The 21,025-nt window shown below is 55.6% G+C and carries 25 protein-coding genes and 1 pseudogene; 8 read left to right on the top strand and 18 right to left on the bottom strand.

What is annotated here, in order from left to right; genetic code table 11:
- Positions 1-2 precede the first annotated feature (2 nt).
- The 4 genes from ACQ86N_RS05365 to ACQ86N_RS05350 form a co-directional block, all read right to left on the bottom strand.
- Positions 3-1,004 (bottom strand): Hint domain-containing protein, encoded by a 1,002-nt coding sequence (locus tag ACQ86N_RS05365; RefSeq protein WP_431214280.1) that lies wholly within the window; start codon positions 1,002-1,004, stop codon positions 3-5.
- Positions 1,005-1,036: 32 nt separating this feature from the next.
- On the bottom strand, positions 1,037-2,212 hold the full coding sequence (locus ACQ86N_RS05360) for a pyridoxal phosphate-dependent aminotransferase (RefSeq protein WP_431214279.1): 1,176 nt from the start codon (positions 2,210-2,212) through the stop codon (positions 1,037-1,039).
- A 61-nt stretch (positions 2,213-2,273) separates the two neighbouring features.
- Positions 2,274-2,669 (bottom strand): flavin monoamine oxidase family protein, encoded by a 396-nt coding sequence (locus ACQ86N_RS05355; RefSeq protein WP_431214278.1) that lies wholly within the window; start codon positions 2,667-2,669, stop codon positions 2,274-2,276.
- Positions 2,659-3,846: a flavin monoamine oxidase family protein gene (locus tag ACQ86N_RS05350; protein ID WP_431214277.1), complete on the bottom strand. Its 1,188-nt coding sequence runs from the start codon at positions 3,844-3,846 to the stop codon at positions 2,659-2,661. The genes ACQ86N_RS05355 and ACQ86N_RS05350 overlap by 11 nt, the downstream gene beginning before the upstream one ends.
- 124 nt (positions 3,847-3,970) lie before the next feature.
- Here ACQ86N_RS05350 and ACQ86N_RS05345 point away from each other — a divergent pair, with 124 nt between their 5' ends.
- On the top strand, positions 3,971-4,231 hold the full coding sequence (locus tag ACQ86N_RS05345; RefSeq protein WP_431214276.1) for a hypothetical protein: 261 nt from the start codon (positions 3,971-3,973) through the stop codon (positions 4,229-4,231).
- Positions 4,232-4,234: 3 nt separating this feature from the next.
- On the opposite strand, the gene ACQ86N_RS05340 is transcribed toward ACQ86N_RS05345, so the two are convergent.
- From ACQ86N_RS05340 to ACQ86N_RS05305, 8 genes are all read right to left on the bottom strand, one after another.
- Positions 4,235-4,393: a hypothetical protein gene (locus ACQ86N_RS05340; RefSeq protein WP_431214275.1), complete on the bottom strand. Its 159-nt coding sequence runs from the start codon at positions 4,391-4,393 to the stop codon at positions 4,235-4,237.
- Between the two features lie 18 nt (positions 4,394-4,411).
- Complete coding sequence (locus ACQ86N_RS05335) at positions 4,412-5,062, bottom strand: RNA polymerase sigma factor (RefSeq protein WP_431214274.1); 651 nt, start codon at positions 5,060-5,062, stop codon at positions 4,412-4,414.
- Positions 5,063-5,068: 6 nt separating this feature from the next.
- Positions 5,069-5,950, bottom strand: a complete 882-nt coding sequence (locus ACQ86N_RS05330; protein WP_431214273.1) for a hypothetical protein — start codon at positions 5,948-5,950, stop codon at positions 5,069-5,071.
- Between the two features lie 129 nt (positions 5,951-6,079).
- A complete protein-coding gene (locus tag ACQ86N_RS05325; RefSeq protein WP_431214272.1) occupies positions 6,080-7,717 on the bottom strand; it encodes a S53 family peptidase in 1,638 nt (545 codons plus the stop codon).
- Entirely contained in the window at positions 7,644-7,973 is a 330-nt protein-coding gene (locus tag ACQ86N_RS05320; RefSeq protein WP_431214271.1) for a hypothetical protein, read from the bottom strand. Before ACQ86N_RS05320 ends, ACQ86N_RS05325 begins: the two co-directional genes overlap by 74 nt.
- Before the next feature lie 118 nt (positions 7,974-8,091).
- On the bottom strand, positions 8,092-8,340 hold the full coding sequence (locus ACQ86N_RS05315; RefSeq protein ID WP_431214270.1) for a PDDEXK nuclease domain-containing protein: 249 nt from the start codon (positions 8,338-8,340) through the stop codon (positions 8,092-8,094).
- A gap of 164 nt (positions 8,341-8,504) precedes the next feature.
- Positions 8,505-8,972 carry a penicillin acylase family protein gene (locus ACQ86N_RS05310; protein ID WP_431218001.1) on the bottom strand — a complete coding sequence of 156 codons (468 nt, stop codon included), beginning with the start codon at positions 8,970-8,972 and terminating at the stop codon, positions 8,505-8,507.
- Positions 8,973-9,244: 272 nt separating this feature from the next.
- Positions 9,245-10,921, bottom strand: coding sequence for a penicillin acylase family protein (locus ACQ86N_RS05305; RefSeq protein ID WP_431214269.1), 1,677 nt, complete (start codon positions 10,919-10,921; stop codon positions 9,245-9,247).
- Between the two features lie 109 nt (positions 10,922-11,030).
- Here ACQ86N_RS05305 and ACQ86N_RS05300 point away from each other — a divergent pair, with 109 nt between their 5' ends.
- Genes ACQ86N_RS05300 through ACQ86N_RS05285 form a run of 4 tightly spaced genes read left to right on the top strand, consistent with a single transcriptional unit; the run spans position 11,031 to position 14,263 of the window.
- Positions 11,031-11,846, top strand: coding sequence for a formate dehydrogenase accessory sulfurtransferase FdhD (locus ACQ86N_RS05300; RefSeq protein ID WP_431214268.1), 816 nt, complete (start codon positions 11,031-11,033; stop codon positions 11,844-11,846).
- The gene (locus tag ACQ86N_RS05295; protein ID WP_431218000.1) at positions 11,834-11,896 is read left to right on the top strand and encodes a hypothetical protein; all 63 of its coding nucleotides are present in this window, start codon (positions 11,834-11,836) and stop codon (positions 11,894-11,896) included. The genes ACQ86N_RS05300 and ACQ86N_RS05295 overlap by 13 nt, the downstream gene beginning before the upstream one ends.
- Positions 11,897-11,931: 35 nt before the next feature.
- On the top strand, positions 11,932-12,978 hold the full coding sequence (locus ACQ86N_RS05290; RefSeq protein ID WP_431214267.1) for a molybdopterin-dependent oxidoreductase: 1,047 nt from the start codon (positions 11,932-11,934) through the stop codon (positions 12,976-12,978).
- The gene (locus ACQ86N_RS05285) at positions 12,935-14,263 is read left to right on the top strand and encodes a molybdopterin dinucleotide binding domain-containing protein (RefSeq protein ID WP_431214266.1); all 1,329 of its coding nucleotides are present in this window, start codon (positions 12,935-12,937) and stop codon (positions 14,261-14,263) included. Before ACQ86N_RS05290 ends, ACQ86N_RS05285 begins: the two co-directional genes overlap by 44 nt.
- On the opposite strand, the gene ACQ86N_RS05280 is transcribed toward ACQ86N_RS05285, so the two are convergent.
- The 6 genes from ACQ86N_RS05280 to ACQ86N_RS05255 form a co-directional block, all read right to left on the bottom strand.
- A complete protein-coding gene (locus tag ACQ86N_RS05280) occupies positions 14,232-14,696 on the bottom strand; it encodes a hypothetical protein (RefSeq protein WP_431214265.1) in 465 nt (154 codons plus the stop codon). The two genes, ACQ86N_RS05285 and ACQ86N_RS05280, sit on opposite strands and share 32 nt — an antisense overlap.
- A complete protein-coding gene (locus ACQ86N_RS05275) occupies positions 14,614-15,168 on the bottom strand; it encodes a hypothetical protein (protein ID WP_431214264.1) in 555 nt (184 codons plus the stop codon). The genes ACQ86N_RS05280 and ACQ86N_RS05275 overlap by 83 nt, the downstream gene beginning before the upstream one ends.
- Complete coding sequence (locus tag ACQ86N_RS05270; protein ID WP_431214263.1) at positions 15,110-15,859, bottom strand: S10 family serine carboxypeptidase-like protein; 750 nt, start codon at positions 15,857-15,859, stop codon at positions 15,110-15,112. Before ACQ86N_RS05270 ends, ACQ86N_RS05275 begins: the two co-directional genes overlap by 59 nt.
- 186 nt (positions 15,860-16,045) lie before the next feature.
- A complete protein-coding gene (locus tag ACQ86N_RS05265) occupies positions 16,046-16,447 on the bottom strand; it encodes a phospholipase domain-containing protein (RefSeq protein ID WP_431214262.1) in 402 nt (133 codons plus the stop codon).
- Complete coding sequence (locus ACQ86N_RS05260) at positions 16,444-17,970, bottom strand: alkaline phosphatase family protein (RefSeq protein ID WP_431217999.1); 1,527 nt, start codon at positions 17,968-17,970, stop codon at positions 16,444-16,446. The genes ACQ86N_RS05265 and ACQ86N_RS05260 overlap by 4 nt, the downstream gene beginning before the upstream one ends.
- Positions 17,925-18,365, bottom strand: coding sequence for an alkaline phosphatase family protein (locus ACQ86N_RS05255; protein ID WP_431214261.1), 441 nt, complete (start codon positions 18,363-18,365; stop codon positions 17,925-17,927). Before ACQ86N_RS05255 ends, ACQ86N_RS05260 begins: the two co-directional genes overlap by 46 nt.
- Positions 18,366-18,501: 136 nt before the next feature.
- Between ACQ86N_RS05255 and ACQ86N_RS05250 the strand changes: the two genes are divergently transcribed.
- From ACQ86N_RS05250 to ACQ86N_RS05240, 3 genes and pseudogenes are all read left to right on the top strand, one after another.
- Positions 18,502-19,074: a biliverdin-producing heme oxygenase gene (locus ACQ86N_RS05250; protein ID WP_431214260.1), complete on the top strand. Its 573-nt coding sequence runs from the start codon at positions 18,502-18,504 to the stop codon at positions 19,072-19,074.
- On the top strand, positions 19,052-20,560 hold the full coding sequence (locus tag ACQ86N_RS05245) for a GAF domain-containing protein (protein WP_431214259.1): 1,509 nt from the start codon (positions 19,052-19,054) through the stop codon (positions 20,558-20,560). The genes ACQ86N_RS05250 and ACQ86N_RS05245 overlap by 23 nt, the downstream gene beginning before the upstream one ends.
- A pseudogene (locus ACQ86N_RS05240) lies at positions 20,541-21,025 on the top strand (chemotaxis protein CheB); the annotation flags it as partial. The gene ACQ86N_RS05245 and the pseudogene ACQ86N_RS05240, both read left to right, overlap by 20 nt.

Raw genomic sequence — 21,025 nt, 5'->3', positions numbered from 1 at the left:
GGTTAATTTTTCAACGGCTTTTGCAACACCATCACCCCATTCATGATGAACGTGTTTCCTGCTCCTGCAACGATATTATAAACGGGTTGCGCACCCCCGGCAGCCTCCCTCTTGCTCCATACCGTGAACTCCTGACAGATCCCCGACTTTTCATCCCGGCAAAGCACCCTGTCGCCTTCCTTCAGGTCTCCCGCCTTTCGTTCTCCCTCCGCGGTGACCATCGGATGGTTGGGCGTCGCCTGCAGACTCTTTGTAACGAGGGTCAGGTCCCGGCCGGAGCCGCTCGCCGACAACAGCAGGAGATTTGTGATGACATAGTTCTTCGCAGCATGTACCGTCAGGTCTTTCACCGTCACGGTCGTCGCAAGATGCGTGGACGGATCCACGGCGATAACTTTATCGCCGCTCTTTATTTCGCTGACCGGCTTTGACCCGCCGCCCGCCATCTCCACCTTCATATCACCGGGAAAGCAAATATCATTTCCATACGTCCCGGACTCCCGGCTGATCTCTTTGCCCGTACCGCCGGTTGCAGAGCGGTAGAACTGAAAACCCAGTTCCTTCGACAGTACATAAGACAGCTTGAGTACATAGAACTTTTCTTCGTTGTCGATGCCATGGATGTCTTCAAAATACTTCTCCCAAACCTTGCCGTCGGCCTTATAACCCGGCATTACTGCTGTATACCGCTTGCCCGTCTCGGTGGTATAATAGATGACGGTCCCCAGATCGACCCGCCCTTCCTTAAGGATCAGCCGGTAAAGGTCGACCCTCTTCTTCATGCCGTCATCCCCCGTGATGAAATAGGGCTTGCCGAATCCGCCTTTGTCGAGAATATAGGCGTTCTCGAACTTGATATACGTGTCCTTGTCCAGATCGGCGACCGAGAATGTTTTAGCCTTGTTGTACTCTGCCATTGTAAGGGCCCGGCTGACGCTATCCTGCGCCCGCGCAGAGATCAGGCCGGCTGCCAGCAGCCAGAAAGAAAAAAGGAATTTCCTCATGTGTGATAGCAATTATTTTATGATCGATGAATTTAGGATATTTCCCGGAACGCCGATGCAAAAGCCTCCATCTCGTCCATCCTGCCGATGCTCACCCGGCACCAGTCCTGGCTATTGAACTTCCAGTTACGGATACTGACGCCCCGCTTCATCATCTCGCCCACGAATCGTTCGCCGTCCATCTTTATCGGGAAGATCACAAAATTGGCGACGGACGGGACATAAGTATATCCTTCTTTCTTCAACACTTCGTAGAGATAGTTCTTTGACGCGATCGTCTTTTTCAGCGCGGCGTCGAGGAACTCCCGGTCCTGGTAGCTCGCGATTGCCGCATGCAGCGTAGTGGCGGATATCGACCAGGTAGCCTCGGAATACATCGTGAGCTTCTTTATCGTTTCCGGCTGTGTAACTACATAGCCTATACGAAGACCGGCGAAACCGTAGAGTTTTGAAAAGGTTCTCGCAACGATGATATTCGCGCCTGAACTGACCAGCGGTATCAGCGTCGTACCCTGCGGGTCGTCGAGATAGTCGATATACGCCTCGTCGACAAAGATGGTCACCTTTTTGGATACCCGCTCACAGAAGGACTTCAGCCTGTCCTTATCCAGTACCGTAGCCGTCGGGTTATTGGGATTGCAGATATAGACAAGACTGGTGTTGGCGTCGATCGCCTTCTCCATTGCGTCGAGGTCGAGCTTGTAGTCGGCCGTCAGCGGCACCTTCACCCATTTTGCACCCATTCTTTCGGCCTTCGAGGGCAGGTCGGCATAGGACGGATCGCCGGTGATGATATTGGTGCCGGGCTTGCCATAGTACAGACCGGCGGCCATCAAAAGGGGAGACGAACCGGATGACAACAGAATGTTCTCTTTTTTGACCTTTTCAAAATCGGAGATCTTCTGGACCAGGTCGCCGAGCGCCATAAATGGATACTGATAGCTGGTCGGCAGCGCCTCCATGATCGCAGCCTTAGCCTTGTCGCAGGGACCGAAGGGATTTTCGTTGGCAGACAGCCGCGCTTTCATCGGCACTATCGGATCCATCGGAATATCTCTTTCCGACCAGACCTCGGGAAAAGAGTAAGACGGGCTTTTGATGACCGGGCTGGCCTGTGCAGTTTCGAGCAGGCCGCCGGCAATGGAAAATCCGCCGGCTAATAAGGCGCCCCTTTTTATTAGTGTACGACGACTGATGGAGTTGCCCATAAGAGTATATTTTGGTGGTTAAATGACTATTTTCTCATGCGTTTCATAGGGCCCAACTCCGTTAACTCCCTAACACGGGATATGTAAATCTTTGATTCGTCACTCTGCTGTGCAGGGCCGCAACCACACTCCTCGCCGACTCCAGCGCCCCCGCCATCCAGGCATTCAAATACGTCATATGCTCGCCGGCGAAGTAGACCTGCTTGTCCGGCTGCAGCATGGGCTTGTACAAAGTCTGCCGCTCTTCCGGCGAATACAGCGCCCAGCCACCCTGACTATATTTCGTCCTGTGCCAGCTCACCGAAAACGCATTCTCGAACTCCTGCCTGTACTGTGGATGTATCTGACTGCCCTTCTCCAGCGCCAACTGCTCCCTCTGCTGATAAGATAGATTTCCCGTGGCCACGGCTTTGTCATTAAAGTTATAGTATCCTATGAGAATTCCCTTACCGCTCAAGTAATCGTTGGAAGGATAAAATAGCTGGGTCGAGCTGGTTGTTCGTATGCGTGATCCCTCCGTAAATGCCCTCGTCCTCCTCCCAGAACCGGCGCCTGAACTGCAACCCGATCTTCCCCGTATTCATATATACAACAGAATCTATGGCCCGGCTGACATCGGAAGAAAAATTATGGTCGATATTGCTCAGCACCGGCAGCGGGATCGTACAGATGCACAGATCGGCCTGCAGACTCTTTTCTCCGGTCCCGTCCTTATAGACCACATTTACGCCCTGCTCAAGGTTACGGATCGACCTTACCTCGGCATTCAGACGGATCAGATGCCCCACCTTCTGCTGAAACGCCGTCGCGATCCTGTCCATCCCCCCAACCGCCTGGAACAGAGTTCCCTGCAACTCATAGGTGTATTCGGCGACGTTGTAAAAGTCGGGGTCCAGCAGCCCGGACTGCAGCATGGCCGCCAGCGCCATCGGATCACCCAGCCTGCCTTCCCTGTCCCCCGGCCCGGGAGTCTCGGCATAACCCCTCCGGGCCGACGCCTTGTACAGCTTGTCGATATCGAGTCCCCCCTCCGCACGCAGGTACTCGATCACCTTCAGCGTATCTTCCCTGCTCATCGCCATTTCGATCTTACCCCCGTCCAAACCCTTGGCCAGCAACTCGGCCATCCAGCCCCGCATATCATTATGCACTTCCCTCACCCTTATCTTCCGGTTGGACAGAGGCCCCTTCCCCTCACTAAAATAGTAAGCATTTTCATTGACATTGTTATATACCTGGATCGGAACCCCCAGCTCTTTGCAATAGTGCAGCGTCAGGCCATGATGGTGTGGTATCCGCGAAGGGCCTGCGTTGAAATACAGCCCCTCGTCAAAGGCAGCCCTGTGCAGCCCCAGCCCAACTTCCTCGTTGACAGCGCCTTTCCGGACACTCCAGCATCGGCCGCCCACCCTGTCCCTTGCTTCAAGGATGGTACAATTATAGCCGAGTTTCGTTAGTTCGTAGGCCGCGGTCATTCCGGCCAGCCCCGCCCCCAGTATCAGGACCTGCTTCCCGCCGCCATCCCCCTCCGGCCGAAATTCGTGCGCGGGAGCAGCCGGTATTAGCCCCATAGCCAGCATTGCCGGATATGTTCCGTCAGCCAGCATCGCCGCACCTGTTGCGCCGCCCAGCATTGCCGGAACGGTTCCTCCGGCCAGTAGCCCGGACCTCTGCAGAAATTCCCTTCGAGTTAGTTTCAATTAAAAATATTGTGTTTTAAGGGTTCTTAAATCTACGCCAAACTTATTAAATTTAAAGGTGTCCACATCTTCGTTCGAACGAAATACCACCTTTGTCCAGGCCGTCCTCCTGACCACTTTGCTGGCCGGAAGTCTCGACGCACTCTCCGCTATCATCCAGTTCACCCTCTCCGGCAATCACCAGCCGGCGCGCATCTTCCGTCAAATCGCCGGTGGAATATTCGACAGACCTGCCCCGTCTGGCGGTTGCCCATCTTACTGCTCGCCAAACGATGGCTACGCAGTTAGCCGCCCGCGGCAAGCGCCGGGGATCCTCTGATCCCTAGTACCCCATATTCTGATACATCTTCACCGGATCGAAGCTGCCATTGACGCTGTAATTATAGTCAACCTCCGGATTGTAACCCTTGTATCCGGTGATCGTAAAATCATTGTTAACGGCAGCGTATAACCGGATATCCTGGATACCCGCCTTGTGCATCGCCGTTATCGTTGGCGGTTATATCCCAGCGTTATATTGGTACAGCGGATAAAGCTGCCATTCTGTATATAGAAGGCAGACAGGCGGGTGCTGTTGCTTTGTGTGCCCGCACGAAAGCCGCAAGGCCGCCGTACGCAGACGCTTACGGATCTTTTGCAGATGATTCTTTACGGTATATGGTGAGACTAATAGTTCTTCCGATATCTCCCGGATGCTTTTTCCCTCCTGGGCGCTAAGCAGATAAACCCGTTTCATCTGGGCGGGCAGTTGTTCGAGTTCGGACGTCACCAGCGCCTCTTTGCTTTCCAGCTCTTCTTCACGGAAAGCCGCCGTGAGGACCGCCTCCTCCTGCATGACCATTATCCATGCATGCACCTGCTTTTCGGACAGCTGCCCGGCACGCAGGCGGTCGAATATCTTGTACCGGGCCATGCTGTATAAGTAGGGGAAAAACTCGTTCTGTATCCTGATCTTTCCACGCTTGTCCCACAGGTCGAGAAAGACTTCCTGAAGTATATCCTCTGCCTCTGCCGCATCGTCCGACCATTTGTAGATGGCCGCCATCAGTGCATGCAGGGTACGCCTGTACAACTGTTCGAACGCAGATCTGTCGCTCTCCTGCGAGACCAACCGCCAGAGTTCTTTATCGCTACGCCTATCCGATTGCATGTCGCCTTACCAGTTTATATCCAAAAAATTGACATTTCCCCTACGGGAGGATGTCACTGCTACTCCTTTTGAAATGGAAGACATAAAGGAGAACCCTTCCAACTCGTCTCCCCTATCGATGCCGGTCACCACCTTCACTACTTCCGCCTGTCCCGACTCCAATGACTTCTTCAGGTCCACATAGGTAAACTGCCATTTCCTTCCTTCGATCTGATTCTGGATCAGCACCAACAGATTCTTTTTCGGTATCCGCTGCATGTTCTGAACCCAGGGGCCGCAGGTGAATTTCTTATAGACGACACCCTTGTCGGTGGTCTTCTTTGCGCGTTCCAGCGCTTTCGGATCGTAGAGCCGGACCTCGTTGGCCCTGTTGCCGTAGTCCGCCGTAGCCACATACCATTTATGATCGTATTCCACGTATTCGGGGCGGGTGCCCTGGATGCAGGCATCATCCTCTATGACGTTCTTCAGATTGCCGCCGTCGAGGGTCCCGGTCTTTTTCAGACCATCCCAGTCGATACAATATATAATGGCCTTCCACTGATTGGTGGCCTTGTTGAGTATCACGCTGTTACCCATGAAGACGGGCATATGACCGTGCACAGCCAGTCCCGTGGGGTGGTTGATCACGTCCGTGTCATGCATGGTAAGCCGGTATTCGTGCCCCGTATAGGACAGGGAGTCACCCTTCCAGTCGAACTCGCGGATCATCCCAACTTCCCTGTCGCCATACAGATAGGCCCTGCCATTCAGCCATGAGATACCCTGACAGGCGCCCAATGAATCGACGGTAACACTACGGGATAACGACATGCCGGGTTTTCCCTGGAAGAAGGAGACGGGTGCCGCGGTAAGCCCAGCCAGCAAAAGCAGAAGTAGAGGTCGCATAAGTTATGCAACATTACCACGTTTTCCGGGGTAGGGTACCCTTTGGTACATTATGATTCGATTACTGAATGTTGAAATTTTTGTTAATTCGGGGGGTCCGGGTAGTTCTTTTTCCTAATTTGAAGACTACTAAGAGCCGGTGGGATTACCCGGGCCCCCGGGGCCATTGGGACCGCCCGGGCCGCCATTGGAGCCGCCCGAACCTCCGGATCCGTTCTTAATTGTCTTCAACCCATCCAACAGGGCCGTCCCTACCGGCACTCCCCATCCCGTGACCGCATCATATCCCGTCCCTGCCTGGTAGCCTCCGATAGAGGCAGTACTGTTGTCCCCCAGGACAATATCCCGGAACCCGGACACGCCCAGGGGCGTTCCGTCCGCCCCCTTCTGAAACAGCAACGGGTTCAGATAACCTACCGGGCTGGGCAGGTTTGCGTTAATGCGCGCAATGAGTGCCGCCCACAATGGTGCGGATGCGCTGGTTCCACCGCTTGCTCCTCCCTGGCCGTCGACCACCATCCAGTAGCCGGTATTGGCGCTGGCATCCGCCGCCACGTCGGGCACTATCCTGCCGGCGATACTCCCCGGGTTGACAGAATCGATCGTCGCCGTCTGCCAGTCGGGACGCGGGAAAAAGGTGCTCACACCCCCGCCCGTGCTGCCGCCGTTGTCCTGGCGCAGGCCGTCCCCATCCTTCCAGGCCGTCTCGGTAACGGCGCCGGTCGGCGACCTTTTCAGCGTTGTCCCTCCAACAGCCAGCACATAGGGGCTGGACGAAGGAAAGTCTACGTGCGCGTGTCCGTCACCGACCTGGTCGTCCGAGCCATCGTCGCCCGAAGCCACAAGAATGGTGACCCCCAGCAGGGCCGCCGCCTTCAGCGTGTCGTTGATCGAATTCAGCGCGGCGGGCGTCCAGGCGCCCGGCGCATCTTCCGCATACCCCCAGCTGATCGACAATACCGATATTTGACTTTGCTGGTCGTGGACTGCCGTATCGACGACACTGACCCATCCGCTCTCGTCAAATGAAGAGAAATAAACCACGATGTCCGCCGCCGGACAGACGCCGGCTACCACTTCAACATCGAGCATCACTTCTCCTTCCGCCCCATCCTTCTGGTTGGTCGGCGTATTGTTGACAGAAACCGTCCGGACGGAGGGCATGGAGACATTCGCATTCTTGCAGAAAGTCGCCAGATCAGCTTCGAAATAACCGCCCCCGAACTCCACCAGTCCGATAGTTTGTCCCTTCCCGTTGCCGTCCGGGAAAGAATATATCGAAGCCAGCTCTGCCGGATAGAACCACGACCGGCTGGCCGCCGCCCGCTCCGCCAGGTCCAGCGAGGTCCTCCTCCTTTTTATCGGCCTTCTCTTGACCATGCTTCGGGTATCCAGACCAAAAACCCCCGTGACGATATCTTTCAGCTCGGCAGGAATCATTACATCGCCCTTCCTTCCCCGATAGTTGCCGGACGAGTGCGAATAATGAAACAACTTCAGCTGAAAGGTCGATTCGATGACCTGCGCATCTCCGCCGACCCTCATGCTGCAGCTGGCGGCGTCTTCTTTCAATACTTTCAGGCCCAATCTGGTAAATACCGTCCTCGCCAGCTCCATATCTGCCGGGTCGGCCCCATACTGCGCCTCCAGCTCGGCGCGGCTCATCGGTGTTGCCGTTAAGGCCCTGGTGATCTCAGGCAGCGGCTTTTTCCGCCGGATCTTTATCGTCAGCTCTATCCACTCCGACGGGTCCGCCACGCCCAGCACATTTGCCCCGGGCCGCACCGCCCGCATACTTCCGGATAAGATGACGTGCGAGCCAGCGCTGCTCCCTCCCGATCCGGAACTGCGGCCCGAAGATCCTGAGCCCGATCCGCCGGTTCCGCGCGAGCCTGATGCTCCAGCTTCCCGAAGATCCGCTGCCCGATGCTCCCGAGCCAGTCCCGCTGTCTCCTGCCGTTGCTCCGGTCGCCGGCGTTAATCCCTTTTCTCCGGCATTCTTGTCTTGACGCGTTGATTTCATACGATGTGTTTTAGGTTTAAATTCCCGAAGGAGAGATTCCCAAAATTCGTGCTGGGATTTCTCCCCATGTCTGTTTTGCGTATCCTTTTTATCCCCCATTTTCCTCCCGGTTCCATCATCAAAATAACATATATACCCGCCTCCTTATATTGTTGAATCCGGAGTCCAGAAAAAAATCACTGCCGCCGACTTTCAGCGGATACTGCCTTCCCATATAGGCAAAGCCCCGTCCCAACTCCAAAATAAATCGCTGGATATGATTTGTCAGCGCAGTTTCCAGATCCCGCTCTTTTGCCTCCTTCCCCAGCATCAGGAAATCAAAATTGTAGGGATTCTTCAGCGTCTCCCGAACCAGGCCGGACTGCACTTCCGGCAGGGTGAGGCTAAAATTGTCGATTGCCTTGCCCTATAATTCCTGTCCACCGTCAACTCCTGCCTCATAAAATACCCTTTAGGGCATCCAATTTACTACATTTTTTAGCAAAATGAAATAAAAAAAACCGCGTGGGATGACTCGGTTCGCCACGCGGTTCACAAAATTGATGGCCGGATACGCACACGCCGCCCGGCAGACTCACTCCTCCCCGGCTGGTACTTCTTTTCCACATTCTTCAGCACGTCCTCCTTATAAAAGAGCACGTCCTTGAACACACCAAAAAGATACATCGTAGCCTGGTCCGAAAAATGCGGCGAGGCAGGATCGCTGCTCTCCCCTCCCGTCACGATCGTCTTCGCCTTCACCTTCTTGCCAAACTCCACCGCCGCAATAAAACTATTCCCCGAATACCCATACCGCTTCTTCGTATTCGGCATCACCCGGCTCACATAGGAAGGCAGAGCCCCAAAGGAGGACGCCACCAGACCCACCGCAACACTTGGCCTGGCGTCGTCATAGGTCTCCGTGATCTTACCCGTCAGCCGCTGATAACGGCAACGGTCACCCCAATTTATTTTCCAGGTACCGTATTGTTTCTTCAACTCGCTGACCACAGCGCTCAGCGCCGCCGGTCTTCTGGGCCGCGGTAGACTGCTCCAGCTCAGCCTTTATATTCGCTACCGCGTTGGACGCTTCCTCGGAAGTCTTTGGACGCGGCATATACTGCATCATCCTCGTACCCCACTCTACCGCAAGGGTCGTCGCAACCGACCTGGTGTCCGAACGCCTGTCCCATCGCTGCAAAACGCTTATCGGCTCCTGCAGATTTTCTTTGTAGAATCCGGCGCCGAGGCATAAGCCTCGAACAGAGCCGGCAACAACACGTCGAAGGCCATCAGATATTTATCGTACCCCTGGAGATAAGACTGTCGATAGTAAATTCGGACGCGCCGCTCAGCAACCTGGCCGCATTCAGGGCCCGGAAGTTCTCTCCGTCGGGAGCCATATAGGGCGGATACTTATTTCGCTCGGGGCTGCTGTTCCCCGAAAGGCTGTAGGGGGTGGAATTGCAGTTTTGTATCCATCCCGTAGCCGGATTATATACATGCACGATCTCGTCCAGCTCGTGCAGGCCCTTCCATTCAGTGGCGGCAATTGAGCCGTCTACCGGCATCGACCAGTCGTAGGTGGGATCCCGCTTCGGCATAAAATTGCCGTGCCAGTAGGCGATATTTCCCTGGTCGTCCGCATACACCGTATTGTTGGTCGTATTGGCGCGAATATCCATCGCCTTCTTGTATTCGTCGAAGGTATTCGCCTTGGTGATCATCCACGCTTCCATCAGCGCATTCAGCGAACGGTTGTATTCCCGGAGGCTGAGCCATTTTCCATCACGGCTCGCCATCACCGGACCATGGTGCGTGTAGAGTCCCGTCACCGGCACAGACTGCAGACTGCTGTCTTTTTTATAGTAGACCGTGAACGGCTTCATCGTCACCGGCTTCTTTTGTCCTTCGTACTCGTAGACCCAACCCTTATCACCCTGGCTGGCTTTTTCTTCATACAGGTCGGCCACGTCCGCATAACTCGACGTATGCATCCATCCGCAGTGCGCGTTAAACCCCTGGTAGATAAAAAACTGGCCCCAGGTCACCGCTCCATAGACGTTCAGTCCTTCGTCACTCACCAGTTGCGCCTCCATTCTGAAGTAGAATGGTACATGGGGGTTAATATATAGCTCCGTGCCCTCCGACGCAGTCCGGAACCCGGCCAGCGCAAATCCGTTGGAACCTTTCTCTGTCTCGTCTTCATCCGACGGCTGCGAACCGCCGCTACTCAAAGCCGCGGGCTCATTGTGGGAACCATCACCACCCGCTGACCCGTTACTACCCACCGGTCCGGTAACCGCCTGAGGCTCTGCCGGCGGCAATATTCCCCTGTCCGCCAATACCATCCTCTCAACCGCCGACACCTTCCTCACAGGCACGATCCCTGTCACCGGACCCTTACTATAAAAATTCCTGATCTCGTCCTGCCGTACACCTCCCAGACTGGTCGCCGATACGCTGCCGTCAGTGAACATCAACGGATACCAGGGTTCGAAATGCCGCAGCACGAGCGGTCTGGTCTCCGGGTGCTTATAAAGATAGTAGTTGACGCCGTCGGCAAAAGCATCCAGCAATTTGTGCATCCACGCCGGACTCTTCTGATAGTCGGCCACTGCCTGTGCACTGTCATATATCAGACGCATCGTCACGTCGGTATATAAATAGCCTTCACCATATGCTTCGGCCTGCCGGCCCAGCATCTCCAGATAGTTCTTCTCCACGCGGCTGAAATCGGTCTGACACTCGGCATACATCAGCCCGAAAACGGCATCCGCATCCGTTTTTCCATAGATATGCGGCACACCCCAATCATCCCGGATGATCGTCACGGCCTTTGCCTCCGTTTCATAACGGCGTAGCTCGTCAGCGGAAAAAGACGGGCCAGCGGAAGATGGCTGACCAAAAGAGATCACCGGCAGCACAAATCCGGCGATAGTCACAAGGGGCACCAGCAGTCTATTCATTCTCTAATTTACTGTATAATTCCGTCCCGCGAGCCCTTCGCCCAATTTTTGCAAAAGCAACGGTAAATATCCAAACCGGACTACGTCCGGTTTGGCGTAACTTAGTGTTATGGCCAACCTTTCCACGATACCAACTGTCCCGACCGGCGATATGGCCAGCGGAGTCACGCTAATACCCGTGCAAAAGATAACCAGTCAAGCCGCGCCCGTCCTGATCACGGACGCCGTCGCAGTCGAAGAACCATTGGAAATCAGCCTGGAATACGGTCCGGCTGCCGCGCGTCGGCAGCAAAACGTCTCCGTCACCATGCGCACACCCGGTCAGGATACCGACCTGGCTATCGGTTTCCTCCTCACCGAAGCCATCCTGCCAAACGCCCAGGCCATAAAAGCCATAACCTCAGGCTATAACACTATCAAAGTAAGCCTGCACGAAAACATCGCTCCGGACATCGACCGTCTCCAGCGTCATTTTTATACGAGCTCCAGCTGCGGCGTATGCGGAAAGTCCTCCATAGAGGCGCTACGGACCGTAGCCCCTGCGACGACAGGCGGAAAAGAAGCCCCTCCTGTCGAAGCCCATATCCTTCATGGTCTTCCACCAATGCTCCGGCAGGAACAAAGCATTTTTGAAACTACCGGGGGACTCCACGCCGCCGCCCTTTTTAACCGCACAGGAATGATACTGTCACTCCGGGAGGACATCGGCCGTCACAATGCCGTCGACAAACTCATCGGCCGCGCCCTCCAGGACAACCTCCTTCCACTGACAAACGTCATTCTTCTACTCTCCGGCCGCGCCTGCTTTGAACTCATTCAGAAAGCCGCCATGGCCGGAATAAAAATAATAGCAGCTATCGGCCCCCTTCCAGCCTGGCCGTACAGCTGGCCGACGAATCCGATATCACCCTGGTGGGATTCCTGAGAGAACAACGATTCAATATCTATTCCGGCGCTCACCGCATCCGGGTATAAAACCCGGCTCATGAACCGGATATAAAACGAAGTATATGGACCAACCATCAGCCGAAAGCCCCGATCAGCTCAACGACCTTCATCAAAAAAAGATTAAGAAGGACGCCGTCGGCCTGCCTGCCATCGTCTCCAGTTTCCGCCACGTCATCGGCGAAGCCGGCCTTGCCCGGGGTCTGAAGGCCCTCGCGCACCTCAACCAGAAGGGCGGCTACGACTGCCCCTCCTGCGCCTGGCCCGACCCCGACGACGAACGTTCGGGCTTAGCCGAATACTGCGAAAATGGCGCCAAGGCCGTGGCGGAAGAGACGACGACCAAAAAACTCACTCCGGACTTTTTCGAAAAGTACAGCGTCGCCCAACTCGCCACATTCACAGACTTCGAACTGGGCGGCCAGGGCCGCATCGCCCAGCCCATGTATCTGCCCAAAGGCGCCACCCACTACCAGCCGGTCTCGTGGGACAAGGCGTTCAACCATATCGGCCGATCCCTAAACGGTCTCAGCAGCCCCAACGAAGCGATCTTCTATACTTCCGGCCGCACCAGCAACGAAGCCGCCTTCCTCTACCAGCTGTTCGCCCGGGAATACGGCACCAACAACCTTCCCGACTGCAGCAATATGTGCCACGAGTCAAGCGGAGTGGCCCTGAGCGAGACGGTCGGCATCGGCAAGGGATCGGTGACGCTCGAAGACCTGCATATCGCGGAGCTGATCATTATCATGGGGCAAAACCCCGGCACCAACGCCCCCCGCATGCTCACGGCCCTTCAAAAGGCAAAACTCAACGGGGGGAAAATCATCTCCGTCAACCCGCTGCCGGAAACAGGGCTGATGGCCTTCAACAACCCCCAGCAGATCAAAGGCCTTCTCGGCCTCGCGACCCCGCTGACGGACCTCTACCTCCCCGTCAAACTCAACGGAGATATGGCCCTCCTGCAGGCTATCGAACTGTTGCTATGGCTGGAGGAAGAAAAAGCGCCGGGGTCCGTCTTCGACACCGATTTTATCCGGGACCAAACCACCGGCTACGGCGAGATTCATGGCGCACCTCAAACAGGTATCCCTACCCGATCTGGCCCATAACTGCGGAATTTCCATCGAAGACATCGGCAAAGCCGCCGACATGATAAAAGACAGGAAGAAGATCGTCATCTGCTGGGCAATGGGGCTTACCCAGCATACCAACGCCGTCGACACGATCAAGGAGGTCACCAACCTCCTCCTTTTAAAAGGGAGCATCGGCAAACCCGGCGCCGGCACCTGCCCGGTGCGCGGGCACAGCAATGTCCAGGGGGACCGCACGGTTGGCATATGGGAAAGACCGACAGAAAAGCTCCTCAACTCCATCCGCGACAATTTCGGGTTCGAACCTCCGCGGCAACACGGCTATGACGTCGTCAACGCGATAAAAGCCATGTACGAAGGAAGAGCAAAGTTCTTTTTTGCCATGGGCGGAAATTTCCTGTCCGCCACTCCCGATACGACCTATACCGCCGAAGCGCTGCGCCGCTGTCAAATGACCGTACACGTATCCACTAAACTCAACCGCAGCCATCTCGTACACGGCGAAGAAGCCTATATCCTTCCCTGCCTCGCGCGCAGCGACCGGGACTTTACCGGAGGCCAGGAACAATTCGTCTCCTGCGAAAATTCAATGGGCGTGGTCCAGTCGTCACAGGGAGTGCTGAACCCCGTCAGCGAACACCTGCTCAGCGAACCCGCCATCGTCTGCCGCCCGGCCAAAGCCACTTTCGGCCGCGGAAAGGAGGAGCACGAGACCAGAAGGCTGGCCGCCTCCAAAATCAAATGGGACAAATACATCTCCAACTACGACGCTATCCGCGACGACATCGAACGCGTCATCCCGGGATTTGAGAACTACAACCTCCGCGTGCGCGAGCCGGGCGGCTTCTACCTTCCCAACAGCGCACGCGACGGCAAATTCGCAACGCCCGACCAGAAAGCCCATTTCAATGTCGCCAACCCGCGCGAGACTCCCCTGGAAAAAGGACAGCTCATGATGATGACCATCCGGAGCCACGACCAGTTCAACACCACCATCTATGGCCTCACCGACCGCTATCGCGGCGTATACAACGAACGGCGCGTCGTCTTCCTCAACGAAGCCGATATGCAGGAGCAAAACCTCACTAAGGGCGATATCGTAGACATATACAATGAGCACGGAGGCGTCCAGCGGGTCGCCCACAGATTTGTGGTGATTCCCTATCCCATCCCCCGCAGTTGTGCCGCCACCTACTACCCCGAGACAAATGTGCTCGTGCCCATTGATACCGTTGCGGAAAAAAGCAATACGCCTGTGTCCAAGCTGGTCATCATACGGATAAAAAAACAGCCGGCCCAATAGGTCCGGCTGAAAAAAGATTCTTGTGGAAGATAAGGCGCCGGTTCACCGATTCCCCATTTCTAGTACTTAGCCGATTCCCCGGTTTCGGCAACGATGCTTTAATGAATTTCCTCAGGCTCTCTGTCGCCGCCTCCAGATCAGGCTTCCGCAGGTACATCATATGCCCGCTGCGATAACCCTCCCAGGACAAACGATCCTTCAGTTTGCCCGAAGGGTCCAGCTGCCACAGGCTGTATTTCGCATTGAAATAGTCACAGGCTCCGTCATAATATCCGGACTGTATCATCAAATGCAGGAAAGGATTCTCCGCTATCGCCTTCCGCAGGTTCTCGCCCGTATGATCGTTCTGGTTATTCCACGGCCGGACAGGACCAAACAGGTAGTAGTTGAGATCGGTCCTGTAGTGCAGTTCCTCGCGCAGATAAACATTCATCGCCGGCATGAAGGCGTGATTCCGAGGAGTTGAGCTCCGCATTGTAATCCGGGCTGTCGCCTGCATCGCTCCCGTCGATGCCCCTGTAGCGCGAATCCAGACGGCCCACGGTATAGCCCTTATCCCTCAGCAGCTCTTTCCAGAAGAAATTCGAAGGGATCACGAGGTTGGACTGGAGGATCACCTTTTCCGACAACCCGATATATTTGGACATCTTCGCCGCGAGCTCTTTCTTCTTCGCCTCCTCAAGGAATCCGCCCCTGGCCAGCGCAGGTATCAGCTCGTTGATCGTAAAATTCTCTACTTCAGGTAACAGATCGGTCAGGTCGCGACGCTGCTCATCCGGACCGAGGGCCTTGTGAAACCAGGCAGTGGCCGCATAGTACGGTACGCGCAACGAGGCCTTAACGAACTCACTCCGCTCGATACCCAGCTCGGTAGGCGATACAAGCACGACCCCGTTGAGGTACATCCACTTGCGCCTCCTGCAGCTCGAGCGCAAGCCCGGAAGCCCTCGTGGTCCCGTAGCTCTCGCCGATAAGGAATTTCGGCGACGCCCAGCGATTCTTGCGGCTTACGAATGTGGAGATCCACTGCGCCAGGTACTTGATGTCTTCGTTGACGCCAAAGAACCGCGAGGTGGGAATAGCCGCGCTCACCGCCCGTGAAAAGCCGGTGTTCACCGGATCGAGATAGACGATATCCGCCACGTCGAGGATCGACTGGTTGTTCTCCTTCACGCCGTACGGCTGGATCGGGAATCCCTCATCGTCGATGTTCAGACGACGCGGCCCCGTATATCCTATCTCCATCCACACCGACGGAGTGCCGGGCCCGCCGTTAAAGGAAATGACCAGCGGCCGAGCAGCCCGGTCTTTGATATCCGAACGTTCATAATAGGTGTAAAACACGCCGGCTACGGGCTTGCCCTCTTCGTCCCAGACGGGCATCGTCCCGGCCGTAGCGTCATAAGGCACTACCTGGCCTTTGATCGTGACCTGCGAATGCGTGGTCACCGACGAATCGATATTCAGCACCCGGCTGCCCGGCGGCATCTTCTCCACCTGTGGAGTAGCCGGAGGCGGCACGGCGCCGGCATTTCGTTGTGCATACCCGCCAACCATTCCCAGCAACAGAAAAGACAAAAGTGTAATTTTTCGCATATGTTAACTTTGATAGGGATAAATATAGGATGGAAACATACGCAGCACTTCCCGGATATTAACTTTCCCTTGCAGTCCGCTGCCAATCCGCGGAGCGTCAACCCATCGCCGGGTCCGTCACCCCATCCTGCCCATTCTCCACCCTCCCCGCAAACCGCCGCAGCCATCCTTCATTCCCATCTACCCTCACCGTATAGTCGAACCACCGGTGTTTCTGCAGCGGCAGCCGGATACCAAAACTCCCGTCCTTGTTCGGTCCCCCGGCCTCCGGACCTTCGTCCCCTCACCATACGCATTATCCGTTATCTCCACAGTATGAGCACCACCGAGGCCGAGGATCAGCACGCCATCCTGAATCATTAGCCGCACTCCCAAATCCACTTCACCGGCCGCTCCCCTCATCTCCCAGTACCAACCATTGGGCCCATGAACGCGCAGGTCATACTTACCTGCTCCAAGTGAGAACTTATCGGTCAGACTACCCGATTTGACCGCATAGTTGCGGATACTACCATCCATATACGCCGTAAAGGGCGCACCGGCCGAACCGTGGACCTCCATCGTCAACTCGCAGTAGCCCCCATTCACCCTAACCCGGGCCCCAAGCAGATAGGGCAAAGCACAGGACCTGCGCGTCCCCTCTCCTGGCCAGGCAACCCCTTCCATTTATGGCCTTCGTGACGGGCGGCAGCTATCTCTCCCTCCGACAGTTGCTTATATCCCATCGGCAATCCCAGATACTGCGCCTTGTTGATGCCTTTCAGCGTCTCCTCAAAACCCAACGACTCCGGCAGCACGATCTTCTCACCATTGTAGGGCCTGAACATCGAGCTTAGGTCGCCGCAGATCGCGCGACGCCAGCCGCTGATATTCGTCTCGCGGACTTCCCTGCCTTTTCGATGCCGTACCAACTTCTCGATCATCATTATTATAGAGGTATGATCGAACACCTGCGAGTTGACATAGCCGCCGCGGCTCCACGGCGAAGCAACCACCAGCGGTACACGATAGCCCAGCCCGATAGGGCCGCCCCGCGCCGCCTTTTCGCTGGCATGCTTCAGGTCCTGCTCACGGCTGTGATATTCAGAAGCCGCGTCGATGTCTTCCGACACCCTGCCCGTCTCCGGCCGCGCGGGATCAGGCGCAACGAACGGAGGGACATGATCGAAATATCCGTCGTTCTCGTCATAGCAAAGTACAAAGATGGTCTTCTTCCAGACCTCCGGATTCTTTGTCAGAATATCCATCACTTCCGAAACATACCACGCGCCATACCAGGGCGCGCCGGGATGATCGGAAAAATTCTCCGGCGCCACCAGCCATGACACCGTCGGGAGATCGCCCGACGCAACGTCCTTCCTGAACTGCCACAGAACGTCACCTTTCGGAGCCTTCATTTCCCTCTTCCGGTCGCCATCCGTATAGTCCAGACTTTCGAGTGAATGAAAATCCGGATCCCCGCTGTTTCGTGTGAACGCGCGCCCGTGGATGTTCTTCGTTCGCTGGTCCAGCCTGTCCCTGTTTTCAGGGGTGACCACCGTCATGTCCTTTTCCACGATCTTCAATACGGCCTGCCGCTCCGCGACCCTATGTCTGATGACATCGTCGGAAGGCGTGGCAGCCAGCTTCGCCTCCAGTTTCGCGATCACTTTCTTCAGCGCCGCAACGATCTCCGGCAGATGGTCCATATACGCCGGCGAGAAACGCACCTGATACTGGGTGAACCACTCGAGCGGATTATCCGTAAAGTTGGACAGCCAGGCGTCTTCCTCTCCCTGAAATCCCTGATAGATACTGATCTCATTCTGATAGACGCGCCAGCTTACGCCCGCATCCTCCAGCCGCTCCGGGAATGTGGTCCAGGACGCTTCCACACCATAGTCCGTGTCCTCATTCCTGACCCTTGCCCTCGCCGATGCCCCGCCGCGAATGGTGCCCGTCCACAGATGCAGGCGGTTTGGCGTAGTACCCGTCAGCGACGAACAGAAGTTCTGATCCGCTACAGTAAAAGCATCCGCCAGTGAATAATAGAAAGGAAGGTCTCTTCGGTCATAATACCCCATCGTCAGCGGCATGCCCGCAAACTCCTTGTTCCCCGACCGCTTGGCCAGCAGCCAGTGGTCATGCTTCCCTTCGTTGCGCGCGTCTGCCTGGTCTGTCCAGGGAATGGGGCAATGACCCCATCCACGTAGCCTTTGTATCCTTGATATCCAGCCTGAAAGGCGTGTAGACCTCTCCCGCGGCATTCGACTGCAGCCAGACAGGATTGCCTCCAGGCACGGTGACAGCCACTGGGATCCCGGTATCCCCTTACGCCCTGCAGCATTCCATAACAATGATCGAAAGACCGGTTCTCCTGCATCAGGATCACTACGTGTTCCGCATCCAGCCAGGTACTGCCCGGCGAAGGGTCAATAGCCAGTGCCCGCTGGATCGACGATGGCAGCAGACCTGTCCCTCCCGCAAGTATGGCCGCTTTTTTGATGAATTCCCTACGATTGTCCATAAGTTATAGATAGATAGAATGATGTCTGAGCGAAAGATAGGACCATTTTGTGGAACTATTTCCACACACGTTCTACAGCCTCTAAGCTACCGGAAATATAACTTTGGCCAATCGGTAACAAGTAAAAACTTTAGGCATGCTCACAGACGAACTAAAGGAATACACTGAAGAAGTACACCACGCTTCGGAAAAGAGGATGATCGTCGCTCTGAAACAGATCTCCTCCTACGAAGACTATATACGAATGCTCAACTGGCTTCACGGGTTCTATGCCCCGGTGGAACAGGAGATCCGCCAATACCTGACAGAAGACAATTTCACGGACATCAACCGGCGAAGCCGCGCAGAATATATCCTGTGGGATATCCGCGAGTCGGGCCTTCCCGTGCCCGATCAGCAGGTCTGCGAAAGGCTGCCGGTCATCGACTCGTTCCACAGGGCGCTGGGCGCCATGTACGTCCTCGAGGGGAGCACCCTTGGCGGACGCATCATCGCAGGCATGATCTGCCGCTCGCTGGATTCGACCAGGTGCCTGTCCTTTTTCAACGGCTATGGGGCCGAGACCGGCCATATGTGGACAACTTTTAAGACTTATCTCAATCAACCCTTTTCAACAGAAGAGCGCCGCGAGATAATAGCGGCGGCAGAAGACACTTTCCTAACTTTTAAAAACTGGATCGAAAAACATGAGCTCCAACCCCAATTATGATTCGGAACTCTGCGGTAAAGTACCTATCCACCTTATCAACACCGTGCAACCCTATGGCGTCCTGCTTGTCCTGGACCGGACCTCTCTTGCCATAATCCAGGCGAGCGAAAACACAGACCAGATATTTGGCCTGTCCGCGCCACAGCTGATCCGGACAAAGCTGGACACCCTCCTCTCCGCGCCCACTGCCGCCGCTCTGCAACTGCTGGCAGGCGGAAATAGCTCCGACAGGATACCCCAGGTCTGGTCCATCGGCGACAAAAAATATCTTGCCCTCGTCCATATAAAGGAGGACCATATTCTCGCAGAGCTCGAGGTGAGGCCCCACGAGGAAGAAAGCCTCCGCTCATTCGTCAGCATCTACCAGGAGATAAAATATTCCATGGCCCTCATCGAAAGCGCCACGACAACGACGGATATCTGTGCCATCGCGGCCCGCGAGCTCCGGCGCCTTTCCGGTTTCGACAAGGTCATGATCTACCGGTTCGACCAGGATTGGAACGGTACCGTGATCGCCGAACAACTGGCCGATGACATGGAAGCCTACCTTGGGTTTACATTCCCCGCATCTGACATTCCCAAACAAGCCCGCGACCTTTACCTCCGTAACCCCTATCGCTTTATTCCCGACCGCAACTACCGGCCGGTCAAACTATACCCGGTGATCAACCCGGTCACGCATTCCTTCACCGATCTCTCCGACTGCAATGTCCGTGGAGTCGTCTCGGTCCACCTCGAGTATCTGGCCAATATGGGCGTTACCGCGTCGATGTCGACCCGTATCCTCAACAACGACCGGCTCTGGGGGCTTATCGCCTGCCATCACAGGACGGCGAGAACGCTCAGTTTCGAACTCTGCTCGATCTTCGAGCTCCTGTCCAACGTCATCTCGTCCCGCATGCATACGCTCCAGAATAAGGAAAAGCACAACAGCTATACCAGTACCCAGCAGTCATATGCCCGGATCGTTGCACAGGTATTCGAAACCAACAATATTCCCGGGGCCCTGCAGCATGGAGACACGACGGTCCTCGACCTTTTCAAAGCCACCGGCGCCGCAGTCACTCTCAACGGTGAACTAACCACACTGGGCTCTCTGCCGGACAAGGACAGCCTGGACGAACTACTCCTCTGGCTGCATACCCGCCGGCTCACCCGGTCTTACCAGACAGACCACCTCTCCGGACAGTTCGACCACGCGGCTCCGTATATGGATATGGCCAGCGGCCTGCTGGCGATCCCCTTCAACCCTCACAAGGAAGAATACGTACTGCTGTTCAGACCCGAGGTCAAAAAGATCATCGACTGGGGCGGAGATCCCGGCGGAAGGATCGTCTATGAAAAGGATGGTCTCAACTACCATCCGCGCAATTCATTCAAATTGTGGCGCCAGACCGTAAGCGGTACTTCCCTTCCCTGGGCGGAAGACGAGCTGTCCGTCGCAGAAACGCTCAGAAGTTTTTTATATGAGTACAGCAACAAATAAATATGACCACTATATCGTTGCCATAGGAGCGTCCGCGGGCGGTCTGGAGGCTATCCACGAGTTCTTCGACAGTATGCCCAATACGCCCAACCTTTCGTTCATCATCATCCAGCACCTCTCGCCGGACTATAAGAGCCTGCTCGTCGAGCTGGTCGGCCGCCATACGGATATGAAGGTATTCGAGGCGGAAGATCACCAGGAGATCGAACGGAAATGCATCTATGTCATCCCCAATACCAAGCTGATCACCATTCAGAAGAATCAGCTGCGGCTGACAGAGAAGACCAACCTGAAGGTTCCCAACAATGCCGTCGACGTATTCTTCAACTCACTCGCCAAAGAACGGAAAACCAGGGCCATCGCCGTCATCATGTCCGGAACGGGCACCGACGGCACCAGAGGCACGGAATCGATAAAAAAGAAGGAGGCCTCGTTATTGTCCAGGACCCCTCCACCGCGAAATTC

The organism is Puia sp. P3, from assembly GCF_050632245.1.
GTDB lineage: Bacteria > Bacteroidota > Bacteroidia > Chitinophagales > Chitinophagaceae > Puia.
The sequence above is the reverse complement of the archived record's forward strand: the minus strand, read 5'-3'. Positions and strand labels throughout refer to the sequence as shown.